The 14,511-nt window shown below is 50.9% G+C and carries 13 protein-coding genes and 1 riboswitch; of the genes, 1 reads left to right on the top strand and 12 read right to left on the bottom strand.

Annotated features, from left to right (window positions below):
- Positions 1-90: 90 nt before the first annotated feature.
- The 10 genes from purF to MCJ35_RS08200 all read right to left on the bottom strand — a co-directional run bounded on the left by purF (position 91) and on the right by MCJ35_RS08200 (position 9,842).
- Positions 91-1,539 carry an amidophosphoribosyltransferase gene (gene purF, locus MCJ35_RS08245; protein ID WP_025482099.1) on the bottom strand — a complete coding sequence of 483 codons (1,449 nt, stop codon included), beginning with the start codon at positions 1,537-1,539 and terminating at the stop codon, positions 91-93.
- Between the two features lie 119 nt (positions 1,540-1,658).
- Positions 1,659-2,366, bottom strand: coding sequence for a phosphoribosylaminoimidazolesuccinocarboxamide synthase (purC, locus tag MCJ35_RS08240; protein WP_008725338.1), 708 nt, complete (start codon positions 2,364-2,366; stop codon positions 1,659-1,661).
- Between the two features lie 170 nt (positions 2,367-2,536).
- A complete protein-coding gene (locus MCJ35_RS08235; RefSeq protein ID WP_155858369.1) occupies positions 2,537-2,731 on the bottom strand; it encodes a hypothetical protein in 195 nt (64 codons plus the stop codon).
- Positions 2,732-3,358: 627 nt separating this feature from the next.
- A complete protein-coding gene (locus tag MCJ35_RS08230) occupies positions 3,359-3,691 on the bottom strand; it encodes a hypothetical protein (RefSeq protein ID WP_008725336.1) in 333 nt (110 codons plus the stop codon).
- Between the two features lie 91 nt (positions 3,692-3,782).
- Entirely contained in the window at positions 3,783-4,541 is a 759-nt protein-coding gene (gene dapB, locus MCJ35_RS08225) for a 4-hydroxy-tetrahydrodipicolinate reductase (RefSeq protein WP_025482102.1), read from the bottom strand.
- Between the two features lie 27 nt (positions 4,542-4,568).
- Positions 4,569-5,453, bottom strand: a complete 885-nt coding sequence (gene dapA, locus MCJ35_RS08220; RefSeq protein ID WP_008725333.1) for a 4-hydroxy-tetrahydrodipicolinate synthase — start codon at positions 5,451-5,453, stop codon at positions 4,569-4,571.
- Positions 5,454-5,560: 107 nt separating this feature from the next.
- Positions 5,561-5,740, bottom strand: a riboswitch (Lysine riboswitch).
- Between the two features lie 49 nt (positions 5,741-5,789).
- Positions 5,790-6,287 (bottom strand): cob(I)yrinic acid a,c-diamide adenosyltransferase, encoded by a 498-nt coding sequence (locus tag MCJ35_RS08215; protein WP_025482103.1) that lies wholly within the window; start codon positions 6,285-6,287, stop codon positions 5,790-5,792.
- 137 nt (positions 6,288-6,424) lie between these two features.
- Entirely contained in the window at positions 6,425-7,054 is a 630-nt protein-coding gene (locus MCJ35_RS08210; RefSeq protein ID WP_008725330.1) for a single-stranded DNA-binding protein, read from the bottom strand.
- Positions 7,055-7,244: 190 nt separating this feature from the next.
- Positions 7,245-9,074, bottom strand: a complete 1,830-nt coding sequence (gene typA / locus MCJ35_RS08205; protein ID WP_008725328.1) for a translational GTPase TypA — start codon at positions 9,072-9,074, stop codon at positions 7,245-7,247.
- A 117-nt stretch (positions 9,075-9,191) separates the two neighbouring features.
- The gene (locus MCJ35_RS08200; protein ID WP_025482104.1) at positions 9,192-9,842 is read right to left on the bottom strand and encodes a YigZ family protein; all 651 of its coding nucleotides are present in this window, start codon (positions 9,840-9,842) and stop codon (positions 9,192-9,194) included.
- 294 nt (positions 9,843-10,136) lie between these two features.
- On the opposite strand from MCJ35_RS08200, the gene MCJ35_RS08195 reads away from it, so the two are divergent.
- The gene (locus MCJ35_RS08195) at positions 10,137-12,836 is read left to right on the top strand and encodes a transglycosylase domain-containing protein (protein ID WP_025482105.1); all 2,700 of its coding nucleotides are present in this window, start codon (positions 10,137-10,139) and stop codon (positions 12,834-12,836) included.
- A gap of 227 nt (positions 12,837-13,063) precedes the next feature.
- On the opposite strand, the gene MCJ35_RS08190 is transcribed toward MCJ35_RS08195, so the two are convergent.
- The gene (locus MCJ35_RS08190) at positions 13,064-13,417 is read right to left on the bottom strand and encodes a SpoVA/SpoVAEb family sporulation membrane protein (protein WP_008725314.1); all 354 of its coding nucleotides are present in this window, start codon (positions 13,415-13,417) and stop codon (positions 13,064-13,066) included.
- A 15-nt stretch (positions 13,418-13,432) separates the two neighbouring features.
- Positions 13,433-14,455, bottom strand: coding sequence for a stage V sporulation protein AD (gene spoVAD, locus MCJ35_RS08185; protein ID WP_025482106.1), 1,023 nt, complete (start codon positions 14,453-14,455; stop codon positions 13,433-13,435).
- Positions 14,456-14,511 lie beyond the last annotated feature (56 nt).

Here is a 14,511-nt window from a genome sequence, read left to right as displayed (position 1 = left end):
ATACTTTTCCACCATTGATTGTCCATCATGGTTTTTCCTCAATTCATGGTTTTTATCTTACCACAACAGGTGCATGTCTTCAACCGCTGTTTATTTATCGTAGCTTCCCCTTATATCCTCAGCCGGCGGATCTATGGGGTAATTCCCGCTGAAGCAGGCCGTGCATATGGAGCGGCTGCATGCCATCTCCTGTAGCCGTTCCATTTTCAGGTAAGAAAGGGAATCCGCGCCAATCATCTCCCGTATCTCCTCCACCGTATGCCCGTGGGCAATCAGCTGGTCCTCTGACGGGATATCCGTGCCAAAGTAGCAGGGATGGAGGAATGGAGGCGCACTGATCCGCACATGGACTTCCCTGGCCCCTGCGTCCCGAAGCATGTTCACAATCAGGGCGCTGGTGGTGCCGCGCACAATGGAATCGTCAATCATGATGATGCGCTTGCCTGCAACCGCTTCCTTCAGGACGTTCAGCTTAATCCGGACCGCCGACTCCCTGCTGCTCTGCTTGGGCTTTATGAAGGTCCGTCCCACATAGGAATTCTTCACGAATGCGGTTCCATAGGGAATCCCGGATTCCATGGAATAACCAAGGGCTGCCCCGTTCCCGGATTCGGGCACGCCCACCACCAGGTCTGCCTCCACCGGCGAATCCAGGGCCAGGAAACGGCCTGCCTGGATTCTGGAGTGATACACGCTTACCCCGTCAAACACACTGTCCGGCCTGGCAAAATAAATATACTCGAAAATGCACCTGGCCTCTTTTTCCGTATCCCTGAAACACATTTCAGTATTGGACGCAATCCCTTCCCTGGTAATAGTGACAATCTCCCCTGGCTTTACGTCCCTCACAAACTCCGCTCCGATTGTCTCAAGGGCGCAGGTCTCTGATGCAAGGATATAGGCATTATCCCTCTTTCCAATGCACAGGGGCTTGAATCCAAAGGGGTCCCTGGCCCCAATCAGCTTGCGCGGGCTCATGATGACAAGGGAATAGGCGCCCTTCAGCTTGCCCATGGCTTTTGCCACCGCACTCTCAACATTGGGCACGGACACCCTGGCCCTTGCAATATGGTAGGCAATCACCTCGGAATCAATGGTTGTCTGGAAAATGGCTCCCGAGTATTCCAGTTCGTGGCGCAGCTGCGGCGCATTGACCAGGTTGCCGTTGTGTGCCAATGCAAGGGTGCCTTTTACATAGTTGAGCACCAGGGGCTGTGCATTTTCCCTGGTACTGCTTCCGGCCGTGGAGTAACGCACATGCCCGACCCCGATGTTGCCGTGCATCTGCTCCAGATGTTCCGTTGAAAACACCTCGTTGCAAAGGCCCATGCCCTTGTGGGTGCTTACCTTCCCCTTCGGTCCCTCCGTGTCGCTGACCGCAATACCGCAGCTTTCCTGCCCCCTGTGCTGCAGGGCAAAAAGCCCGTAATAAATGGTAGATGCCACATCATTCCCATCAAAATCATAAATCCCAAAAACCCCGCACTCCTCGCGCAGTTTATCTGCCCCAATGTCAAAGTCCAACTGGTTCTGCTCCATTCAGTCAAGTCCCTTTCTCTATAAGTCATGTGGAAAGTCCCCGATTGATTTAATCGGGGAAAAGCATTGAATCAGGCAACGCCTGGGTAATCAATGCCCAGGCGTTGTATGTAAGTTCATTACTGGATTCCCAGTCTGCGGAACACTTCCTCATATGCATCCTCTACATTGCCAAGATCCCTTCTGAACCTGTCTTTGTCCAGCTTCTCATGGGTGTCCTTGTCCCACAGGCGGCAGGTATCGGGGGAAATCTCGTCAGCAAGGATTATCTTCCCGTGGTAACGGCCAAACTCAATCTTAAAGTCAATCAAATCGATGTTCAGGCCGTCAAAATACTCCTGAAGCACTTCGTTTACCTTGAAAGTATATTTGGTAATGTCATCAATCTCTTCCTGGGTGGCAAGGCCAAGTGCCAGCGCATAGTAGCTGTTGATGAACGGATCGCCCAGGTCATCATTCTTGTAGCTGAATTCCAGGGTCGGGCATTTGAACCTGATGCCTTCCTCCATTCCCATTTTCTTGGCAAAGCTGCCAGCGGAATAGTTGCGCACGATTACCTCAAGGGGCACAATCTCCACTTTCCTGACAGCGGTCTCCCTGTCATTTAATTCTTCCACCAGGTGGGTGGGCACACCCTTTTCTTCCAGCTTCTTAAAGATGAAGTTGGTCATACGGTTGTTGATGGCCCCCTTGCCCACAATGGTCCCCTTCTTTAATCCGTTAAATGCAGTGGCATCATCCTTATAGGATACGATTAAAACATCCGGGTCCTCAGTTGTATAGACTTTCTTAGCCTTTCCTTCATAGAGCATCTCTTTCTTTTCCATGGGTATCCACCTGTCCTTTTCTTTTATTCATATGGTAACATAGATATAAGATATAGATTTATAAGCTGGCGCTATAAAAGAATACCATTTCAGAAGAAATTATAATACAATATCCAGTTGAATACAAGAAGTGCAATCATTAAAATTCCTAATGAATTTTCCATCCCCTTCTAATCACTCCCTGGTTCCATGTGTTCCTCCAACCGGAAAATACTCACAGACCCTTTGTCCAGAATGATAGTCACGCCTTCCTTCTGAATCTTCCCCCCATGACGGCCATCCTTTTCCATCCTTTCCCCATCCGGTGCAGGTTCCACCCGCCCATTGCTGGTCATATGATCCCGTACCGCATCCTGTTCTTCCATATAACGGATCCGGACCATGTCTTTTAACGATGCGAAAAATCCTCCACGAATGGATGCATTCCAATATACAACCATCCCTATGGCAATTATAAAGATTTTTCTCGTAATGTGTTTTTTCCTCTTCACCGTCCTGCTTATGAGTTTTTTTCTCTTCCTTGTTTTTTGCCTATAAATCCGCCTGTGTCCCTCATTCCCCCTGCCCTTCCACATCTTAATCATATGGCTTCTGTACAGGCGAAGCCATCTTCTGCGCCAATATGACTTCCACCATACCATCCTATGATTCCAGCCACATATCCTCTTATGATTCCAGCCACATATCCTCCGGTTCAGGAATCCCATTCCTGGCTCCTTTCCCGCATCCTCTCCAATCCGGCCGCATATGGTCATTATAGTTCATCCCCGGTTCCATATCAAGACCAGAACACCCATTCCTCAGGACCCTGAACCAAGTTAAAAACGTTCTTTTCCTGCCCCGCCAGATACGCAAAGGGGATTCTTCCCCAGCTCCAGCAGATAAGCTAAAAGTCCCCACTCCCTGTCCCGCCAGCAATGCAAAAGGAACCCTTTCCCTGCCTCACCGGCCAAGAAAGGGTCCGCCCTGCAATAAATACCATAGAATAATGATTAGTGTGTTGCCTCTGTTGTGGCAGTGTTGCTGGTCTCACTGGTATTACCTGATTCGCCGGTCATGTCCTTGATGCCGTTGCCCACATCATCCACGCCGTCTTCCACGTCATCTACAAGATTGTCAAGCACGCCTCCGGTGGTTTCGGAACCGGATGTATTGCTGCTGCTCTCATTACTCCCTGCAGCGGTTGTGGATGTTGCTGCCGATGAAGAAGACTGGCTGGAACCTGTGGTGGACTGGGTACCTGAATTATTGCTTCCGCAGGCCGTCACAGATAGAACCATAACGAATAGTAACATAGCTAAGATAGCAGGTCTGATTTTTTTCATAATAACATTCTCCTTTCTATTTCTACCCTTATTATGTGCGTTTGGAGAATATATTATGGTGGTATATCCTGCTATCTCAGGAAAATATTTCCTACAATTTAACCACGTCAGCCATGGTATAGAGTCCCGGGCCTTTTCCTGCCAGGAACTTTGCCGCCTCCAGGGCGCCTTTTGCGAAAATGGCTTTGGAATAAGCGGTATGGCTGAACGTGACCACCTCATCCCTGCCGGCGAAAATCACATCGTGTTCCCCAACAATGGACCCGCCCCTGACAGCGCTTATGCCGATTTCCGACGCGTGTCTTTTTTCACGGCGGGTGCTTCTGTCATAGATATACCCGTAAGGCTCATCCATGGCCTGGTTAATGGAATCCGCCAGTGCAATGGCCGTGCCGCTGGGCGCATCCATCTTCTGGTTGTGGTGTTTTTCCACGATTTCGATGTCAAAGCCGGAACCGGCAAGTACCTTTGCCGCATCCTTCACCAGCTTAAGGAGCAGGTTGACGCCCAGGGACATATTGGCCGAGCGCAGCACAGCAGCGCTGGCGCTGGCGCGTTTGAGTGTCTCCAGCTGTGCTTCCGACAGCCCGGTGGTACACAGCACCACCGGCATACCTGTTTCGGAGCAGTATTTTAAAAGTCCGTCCACGGCTTTTGCCGAAGAGAAATCCACAATCACGTCTGCCTTCACGTTACATTGATCCAGGCTTTCAAATACGGGATAACCGCTGTCCTTTGCGGGATGTAAGTCAATTCCCGCCACAATCTCAATAGACTCATCCTCTGCGGCCAGCCCTGTGATTACCTGTCCCATGGCCCCGCCGCAGCCGTGCATTATCATTTTTACCATCTGTGTCTTATCCTTTCCAGCCTTAGTTTACAGGATGCCGTATGCAGTCATGGCTGCTTTCAACTTCTCCTGGTTCTGTGGTTCCATCTCGGTCAGCGGAAGGCGCATCGGTCCCACATTCTTGCCCATCAGGTTCATGGCCGCCTTTACCGGAATGGGGTTCACTTCCGCAAACAGCTCTGTAATCAGCGGAATGGCATCCAGCTGCAGCTTGGCGCTTTTCGCCGTATCCCCTGCAAAATAAGCGGCGCAGATGTCATGGGTCTGTCTGGGAGCCACGTTGGAAAGCACGGAAATCACGCCCTTACCCCCCAGGGAAAGCAGGGGTACGATCTGGTCGTCATTGCCGGAATACAGGTCCACCTTGCCGTCAGCCAGGCTCATCAAGGTTGCAATGGCTGAGAAATTACCGCTTGCTTCTTTTACGCCCACGATGTTATCCACATTCTTACAAAGGTCGGCTATGGTCTGGGGAAGGATCGTGACACCGGTCCTTCCAGGAATGTTATAAAGGAGGATTGGAATCTTTACGGCATCGGCAACCGCCTTAAAATGCGCCTTCAGCCCGTTCTGTGTGGCCTTATTGTAGTAAGGGGATACCAGTAAAAGGCCGTCGGCCCCGCGGCGCTCAGCCTCCACGGAAAGATAAACGGCTGTCTCCGTGCAGTTGGATCCGGTTCCCGCAATGACGGGGATGCGTTTTCCGGTCACCTTGCACACATATCCCACCACATCCAGGTGTTCCTCATGGCTCATGGTGGAAGCTTCTCCTGTGGTTCCGCAGACAATGATGGAGTCCGTACCCCCGGCAATCTGCTCCTCCACGATTTCTTCCAGCTTTTCATAGTTAACTTCCCCATTTTCCTTAAATGGTGTTACCAGCGCAACGCCTGCTCCTTCAAAAATAGCCATAATTTATTCTCTCCTTTTCTCTTGGTTCAATCACAGGATAGCAAAAAAGGGCTGAGGTAAATGTCAGCCCTTCACGTACGTATCATATCGTCATTCACGAATCCACGTTCTTCGGTAGCTCTCCATCCACCCGGATGACAGTCATATGGATGTTCACCATATGCCCAGAAAGAAACATGTTCCAGGTATGCTTCCCCCTTCGGCGTCTTTCCCTTTCCCCAAGCCGTCCTCTGTGCCTGCCACATCGGGCCTGGTTACTCTTGATTGACGCAACCTCTACTCTATGATTGTTGGTATTATATTATCATCCTATGATATGGATGTCAACAGGAAATCTCATTCATATCTGGTCTGGAGCTTCGTAACCTCATCCACATATGCATCCAGTGAATCCGGATACACATTGCCGGTGAGTATGAGCCTGATTTCAGCCTGCCTTGCCTGGCCGATAAGGGCGCACAGCTCATCCTGGGTAATGACGCCTTCATCCAGGATCCCAAGTATCTCATCCAGGATAAGGATATCGCATTCACCTGTCACCAGGACCTTCTTAGCAAAATTCAGCCCGTTGCGGATGCAGATCCTTGCCTCATCCTTTTCTTCCTCTGACAGCTGGTCAAAAAAAACAGGAGTCTTCTCAAATCTGAAAATTTTAAATTCCGGTTCCAGGCGTTTCAGGATTTCCATGTTATCCATGTCCAGGGAACCTTTTAAAAATTGTACCATGATTACATTGCTGCCCTTGGCCAGCGCACTGATTCCCCTGCCCATTGCACTTGTTGATTTACCCTTGCCCGGCCCGCAGATAACCTGTATCATGCTTTCTTTCATCATCATGCACCTCATGCTTTACTTGCTTTTTCTTAAGAATGATGTTTCATTCATAGACTTTGCTCATAATAGCATAGTTTGACCAACTTTGCAAATATTTCTTACTTTTTCCGAAAGAAATTCCAAAGAGTCTTAAAAGATTATTCCTCGTCACATTCCAGTTTGCTGATGGAAACCTCATAGGCAATCCGCTTCTCACACTCGGTCTCGCTGAGTTTTTTGGTGTACTCCCTGCTCTGCACGCGGCCCCATATGCGCACCCTGGCGCCCACCTCAAAGCTGGATGCATAGCGGGCATTCCGTCCCCAGCTGATGCATGGTATGTAATCAGACTTGCCGTATGGACGGTTGACTGCCAGAAGGATATCTGCAATTTCACGGCCCAGAGGAGTTTTGCGGTAAATCGGCGGCTTGCAGATATAGCCGTCCAGGAATATCTGGTTTGTTTTTGTATAGTCCGTAAATTCTTCCATGAAATGGACCTCCCGGACAAAGATGGAAAGCATCAGCCTGTTCTTCACCCCTTCGTGGCGGTTATAGGAACGGAACTGGCCCAGCGCCTCAATGGTGCTTCCTGAATAGTCCTGGTGTACGTCCAACAGCCGCTCAGACACCATAAGCGGGATGATATCCGCCTGCTCGCTGAGCCGGTTCACAGCAACATCCACCATATAAAAGCCTTCTCCAAATACCTCGTGGCTAAAGGTAAATCCCGATACAATCTCACCGATAACACTTACCTTGTTGTTTTCAATCATTTTTTCTGACATAGTACATCTCCTCTTCGCTTCTAAATAAATTCTCACTTGGCCGTTTTTATTTTTTTCTTTCTGTTCAGCTTGCTTTCGTACGGCACATTGATAGTTTATGAGGAAATTTACCATAATAGACCAAAAAATAAGCGGATCCTGCCAGAACATTTCGACAGGATCCGCCTTTTTGTGTTTGATTATGTCGTTTTTACTTCTTAAAGGACGCCCTTTTACGCATGGTGGGGTCCAGGATCTTCTTGCGGATCCTCAGGCTTTCCGGCGTTACCTCCAGAAGCTCATCCGTGTCAATGAAGTCCAGGGCCTGTTCCAGGCTCATGATCTTCGGCGGCGTCAGCTTCAGCGCCTCGTCCGCGCTGGAGGAACGCGTGTTGGTCAGCTTCTTGGTCTTGCAGACATTGATTTCAATGTCCTCCGCCTTGGGGCTTTGGCCTACGACCATACCTGAATATACCCTGGTTCCCGGTCCGATGAACAGGGTTCCCCTTTCCTGGGCATTGAACAGGCCGTAGGTAATGGCCTCTCCTGCCTCAAATGCAATCAGGGAGCCGGTCTGGCGGTAGAACAGGTCGCCCTTGTACTCTGCATATTCATCAAAAATAGTATTGAGGATACCATTTCCCTTTGTATCTGTCATGAAATCACCGCGGTATCCGATAAGTCCCCTGGAAGGGATGGAGAATTCCAGCCTGGAATATCCTCCCGCTGCCTGGCTCATGCCCTGGAGCGCGCCCTTGCGGCTTGTAAGCTTCTGGATGACCACGCCGGTGTATTCCTCCGGCACATCCACATAAGCCAGTTCCATCGGCTCCAGCTTGCGGTTCCTCTCATCATACCTGTACAGTACTTCCGCCTTGCTCACCGCGAACTCAAAGCCTTCGCGGCGCATGTTCTCGATGAGTACGGACAGATGCAGCTCGCCGCGGCCCGAAACCTTGAAGCAGTCAGCGGAATCCGTCTCCTCCACACGCAGGCTTACGTCGGTGTTCAGCTCCCTGAACAGCCTGTCACGCAGGTGGCGGGAGGTGATGAACTTTCCTTCCTGGCCAGCCAGGGGGCTGTCATTTACCATGAAGTACATGGCAATGGTCGGCTCGGATATCTTCTGGAACGGGATTGCCTCAGGATGGTCCGGTGAACAGATGGTATCGCCGATATGGATGTCCGCAATACCGGAAATCGCCACGATGGAACCAACGGATGCCTGCTGAACCTCCACCCTCTTAAGACCGTCAAACTCATAGAGTTTTCCTATCTTAATCTTTTTGAATTTATCCGGGTCATGATGGTTGACCAGGACACATTCCTGATTGACCTTAAGGCCGCCGTTGTCAACCTTTCCGATTCCGATACGGCCCACGAATTCATTGTAATCAATGGTGCTGATCAACACCTGGGTGTCCGCGTCCGGGTCACCTTCCGGGGCGGGCGTATGGCTGATGATGGTCTCAAACAGGGGACCCATGTCCATGTTGTCATCTTCCATGTGATACCTTGCAAATCCGCCCCTTGCGGACGCAAAGATAAACGGGCAGTCAAGCTGCTCATCCGATGCGTCAAGGTCCATCATTAGCTCAAGCGTCTCGTCAATCACCTCTGAAGGACGCGCTTCCGGGCGGTCAACCTTATTGATGCACACAATCACGGATAAATCCAGTTCCAGCGCCTTCTGAAGCACGAACTTGGTCTGCGGCATGGGGCCTTCATAGGCATCCACCACCAGCACGACTCCGTTCACCATCTTAAGCACACGCTCCACTTCCCCGCCAAAGTCGGCATGTCCGGGAGTGTCGATAATGTTGATTTTAGTATCTTTATAAAATACAGCCGTATTCTTGGACAGGATGGTGATACCGCGCTCGCGCTCAATGTCATTGGAGTCCATGACGCGTTCCTGGACCTCCTGGCCCACACGGAATACGCCGCTCTGCCTTAACAGCTGGTCTACTAATGTGGTCTTGCCATGGTCTACATGGGCAATAATAGCAATATTTCTTACATCTTCTCTTTTCATCTTCATAGTGATTACTCTTCCTTAATTATATACGTCTACAGCCACGGTTTTATAGTATAGCATTGCTATTTACATAATGCAAGGGATTTTACGGGAAAATGCCGCTGATTACGGAATTTTCTTCTAAAAAACAATGACTTTTCCGTCAACAACGCCATAATAGACCTCATCCACGTTCTTAATGGAAGCCCGCCCATTGGTCCCTTCCGTCAGCTGGGCCTTAAAACGGCCTTCCTCAGCAGCAGGCACCAGGAAGGTAAACAGAACCTGGTCCGTGTACTGGCTGTCCAGGGTATCAATGCCTGACTGGGCTGCAATGTACTGGATTTTCCCAACGCCGTTGTAATCCGTCCTGACCTCCAGGCAGGAGGCCAGCTTTTTCTCCACCACCACGCAGGCCTTAAGACCTTCCTTCAGCGCGCCGGAGTAGGCCCTGACCAGGCCTCCTGTGCCGAGCAGGGTTCCCCCAAAATACCGGGTCACCACGGCGCACACATCGTGAAGCCCCTCTCCGGCCAGCACGTCCATCATGGGCTTGCCCGCTGTCTGGGAGGGTTCCCCGTCATCGCTGCACCTGGCCGTCTGCCCCCTGTCGCCTATGATATAGGCAAAGCAGTGATGCCTTGCATCCCAGTATTTCCTTCGCATCTCCTCCACAAAGGCCAGCGCCTCTTCCTCACTGGCCACCGGTTTTATATCCGCAATGAACCTGGACTTCTTCTCAATCAGCTCCCCGGTTCCGCCCTGATATACTATTTTGTAACGCTCTACCACTTTCCATACTCCTTTGTTCCAATTTAAGGGTATCATTCCCCACATTCCGACCTGTTTTTGCCTATTTTTTATCATAATATAGAAATACGGCGATGGCAAGGGCATATTTAAACCTTTTCAATTTTACAAAACTGGTGTATAATCTACAGGATAGACTTTGAAGGTAATCTTTATGTAGGAAAGGCCACGGTTTAGGGAACCGTGGAAAGGTAAAGGAAAACCCACGAAAAAGGAATCGTGGGAAGATTAAGGAAAGTCCACGAAAAGGAATCGTGGAACGATAAAGGAGAATATATGAACTATGGTAAGTATGAGACTGAACGCAGGATCAAGTCTCTCCACTCCAAATCAGGCAAATACGCCTCGCGGCTGTTCCTTAATATATTTAAGGCCCTGTTTGTCCTGTTTCTTTTCTTAGCAGTAGTGGGCGCGTCCATCGGTTTCGGTATGGTTAAGGGTATTATTGACAATGCCCCCTCCGTAGATATCTTAAACATCCAGCCTGACCGCTTTGCCACCACGGTTTACGATGCTGCAGGCAACCTGACGGACACACTGGTCACCAGCGGTTCCAACCGTGAATCAGCCACATATGAGGAACTTCCTCAGAACCTGGTCAATGCCTTCATTGCCATTGAGGATTCCCGTTTCAGGAGCCACAACGGCATTGATATCCGTTCCATTGCCCGTGCCGTAAAGGGCGTCATCAGCGATGACTATGCAGGAGGCGGGAGCACCATCACCCAGCAGCTCATCAAGAACAATGTATTTTCCGGCGGCATGGAGTCAGGCTGGGGCGCCAAGATTGAGCGGAAGCTGCAGGAACAGTACCTTGCGGTCCAGCTGGAGAAGAATTCCGGCATGAGCAAGGAAGACACCAAGAACCTGATCATCACCAACTACCTGAACACAATCAACCTGGGCAACAACACCCTTGGTGTGAAGGTGGCTGCCAAACGTTATTTTAACAAGAACCTGTCCGACCTGACCTTGTCCGAATGCGCGGTGCTGGCTTCCATTACCAAGAATCCGTCCAAACTGAACCCCATATCCGGACGGGAGAAGAATGCGGAGCGGCGCCAGATCGTACTGCAGTACATGTATGACCAGGGTTTCATTTCCAAGGAGGAGCAGGAGGAAGCGCTTGCAGATGATGTCTATGACAGGATCCAGAATGTGGATACCGCTACCAAGGAGACCAATAACCACTACAGTTATTTTACGGACGAGCTGATTGAGCAGGTCATAACAGCGCTGATGGAAAAGCTGGATTACACGGAAAGCCAGGCCAGCAACCTTCTGTATTCCGGCGGACTTCAGATTTACACCACCCAGGACCCGGAACTTCAGGCCATCGTGGATGAGGAAATCAACAATCCGGACAACTATTCCGTTGCCAAGTATTCCGTGGAATACAGGCTCAGTGTCACCCATGCGGACGGCACCACGGAGCATTATTCCGAGGAGAACCTCAAGAGCTACCGCAAGACAATCCTGCGGGACACCTCCTTTGAGGGCCTTTACGCAAGTGAGGACGCAATCCAGTCCGATATCGACTCCTACAAGGAGTGGCTGTTAAAGGATGGGGACGAAATCATAGGCGAACGCCAGAATCCAATCCTCCAGCCACAGGCTTCCTTTGTGCTGATGGACCAGCACACAGGTGAAATCAAGGCGCTCTGCGGCGGCCGCGGTGAGAAGAAGGCCAGCCTTACCTTAAACCGTGCCAGCAATGTCTACCGTCAGCCTGGTTCCGCATTTAAGGTCATCACTTCCTTTGCACCTGCGCTGGATGCCTGCGGCGCTACCCTGGGAACGGTTTATTACGATTCCACTTATACCATCGGTACCAAAACCTTCAGGAACTGGTGGAACTCCGGTTATGGATTTGTGGGCTATCACAATATCCGTGACGGTATCATCTATTCCATGAATGTGATTGCGGTCCGCTGCATGATGGAGACAGTCACTCCACAGTTGGGCGTTGAATATGCGGAGAACATGGGCATCACCTCCCTGGTCAAGGACGACCTGGGCGCGGCCACTGCCCTGGGCGGCATCACAAAAGGAGTTTCCAACCTGGAGATGACTGCTGCCTATGCTTCCATTGCCAATGGCGGCGTGTATACCAAACCGCGTTTCTTCACAAAGATACTGGACCACAACGGCAAGGTGCTTATAGACAATGAACCGGAAACCAAGCAGGTCCTGAAGGATTCCACTGCATTCCTCCTCACGGACGCCATGGCTGAATCCATGAAGAGCAACCGCCTGTTTGCAAGATCCGGGATATCCATCAACTCCACCAGTACCAGGTCGGCGCTGACCGGAATGTCCGCTGCCGGCAAGAGCGGTACCACTACCGCTAACAATGATATCTGGTTCGTGGGGTATACGCCTTACTACACAGCAGGCATCTGGGGTGGATGTGACAACAACCAGAAGCTGAAACACGGTAATGTCAATAACGGCGGAACCTCCTTCCACAAGGATATATGGCGCAACATCATGAACCGTATCCATGAAGGCAAGTCCGACCCCGGCTTTGCCATACCGGACAGCATAGAGACCGCGGAAATCTGCCGTAAGTCCGGCAAGCGCGCCGTTGCAGGCGTATGTACGGCCGACCCAAGAGGCAACGCGGTTTATACGGAATATTTTGCAAAGGGAACAGCTCCCACGGAAGTGTGCGATAAGCATGTGGCGGTGACTGTATGTGCTGACTCAGGCATGCGTCCAACGCCCTACTGCCCCAACAAGACCACCAGGGTCTGCATGGTGCTTCCGGATGGAGAGACAGGCGCCACGGATGATTCAGCATTCTCCATCCCAGGCTACTGCAACATCCACACGGATGTTTCCACCATCATCAATCCAAACCCGGACGAAACCGGAGGCGACAGCCCCATTGTTTCACCTATCGGGCCTGGCTACCAGCCTTCCACGTCAGCTCCGCCCACAGAGGGTTATGGACCGGGGAATATACCATATTAGGCCCATTGCTTATGTGCGGATAAGTAATTAAGAACAATAATGAAGAACAACAAAAATAAGCCCGGGGCATTCCTGGGCTTATTTTTGTTCTGCCTCCACTGCTTTTTAATCCTGCTTCCTCCCCTATCTGATAGTAAGGAAATCGTGAGCGGCCCATAATATGATAAAAAAGAAGCCTTGGCAAAGTACAAAGTTTTACCTGCATGGATTTCCAGGCAGACAGCCTCTTATTTCATCTTAGGCTTAAACACCAGAGATGCCAGATATCCGAATACCAGCGCCCCGCATATACCGGCCGAGCTGGCTGTCAGGCCTCCTTTAAAAATCCCCAGCACCCCGTCTTTCCCGATGGCCTCCTTAACCCCCTTCCAGAGGGTATTGCCAAATCCCAGAAGGGGTACCCCTGCTCCTGCTCCGGCCCATTTTGCAAACGGCTCATATATGCCGATGGCTCCAAGGATACATCCGGTTACTACCAGCGTTACCATGATCCGGCCAGGCATCATTTTTGTTTTTTCCATCAGGATCTGCACCAGAGCGCAGATAAGTCCTCCAATTAAAAATGCTTTCACATAGTCCATGATGTCGATACCTCCTTAATCGTCAATGTGCTCAATGATGACTGCGTGGGCGATTCCGGGAATGCTCTGGCCTTCATTGAAGCTAACCGTAGACAGAAGGGCGCCAGTGGGGACAAACAGCACCCTTTTCCATGTACCGTCCTGTACTTTAGGCAGGATATAGGAGCACAGTGTAACCGCGCTGCAGCCGCAGCCGCTCCCGCCTGCATGTGTGTCCTGCTGTTCCTTATCATATATCTCAATTCCGCAGTCCATGTGGATCTGGCTCAGGTCCCTTCCTTTGTTCTTCATGAACTCCAAAAGGATGGTCCTGCCCACTTCTCCCAGGTCCCCGGTGATGATCTTGTCATACCATGTTTCATTGACCTGGAAATCCTCCAGGTTCTGTTCTATGGTATGGAACGCGGCAGGCGCCATGGCAGCTCCCATGTTCATGGAATCCTTGGCTCCCATATCCACCATACGGCCCGTGGTGATGCCTGCAATCCTTGCAAGGCCGCTCTTCCTGTCCCCTGCAATGACAACAGCGCCGCAGCCGGTTACGGTCCAGGTGGCTGACATGGGCCTTTGGTTGCCATAGGCCAGCGGAAAACGGAACTGTTTCTCAGCCGTTGCAAAATGGCTGGATGCCATGGACATGACCTGGCTGGCATATCCCCCGTTCACAGCCATGGCGCCAAGGCTCAGGGCCTCCCCCATGGTTGAACAGGCCCCATAAAGGCCAAAGAGAGGTATCTCCAGATCCACGGTCCCAAAGGACGTGGCAATCAGCTGTCCCAGCAGGTCCCCTGCGAAGAGGTAGCGCAGGTCGCTTTTCCTGATCCCGCCCTTTTCAATCACAAGGTCCGCGGTTCTTTTCTGCATGGCGCTCTCCGCCTGTTCCCAGTTATCCTTGCCGAACATGTCATCCTGCTCCACCTGGTCAAAGAGCTGTCCAAGAGGCCCGTCCCCTTCTTTTTTACCAACCACCGCCCCGGCGCTTATAATGACTGGCGGGTGTTCAAACTCTATACTTGCCTTTCCTTTCATCTGTCCCATCTTATGCATTCTCCTTCCTCTGACAGGATATATTCATTATCAGTATCTCTCATTTC

Origin of the sequence: Enterocloster sp. OA13 (genome assembly GCF_022440595.1) — a bacterium.
Classification (GTDB): Bacteria; Bacillota; Clostridia; order Lachnospirales; family Lachnospiraceae; genus Enterocloster; species Enterocloster hominis.
Note: the sequence above shows the minus strand (reverse complement) of the source record. Positions and strands in the feature narration are given on the sequence as shown.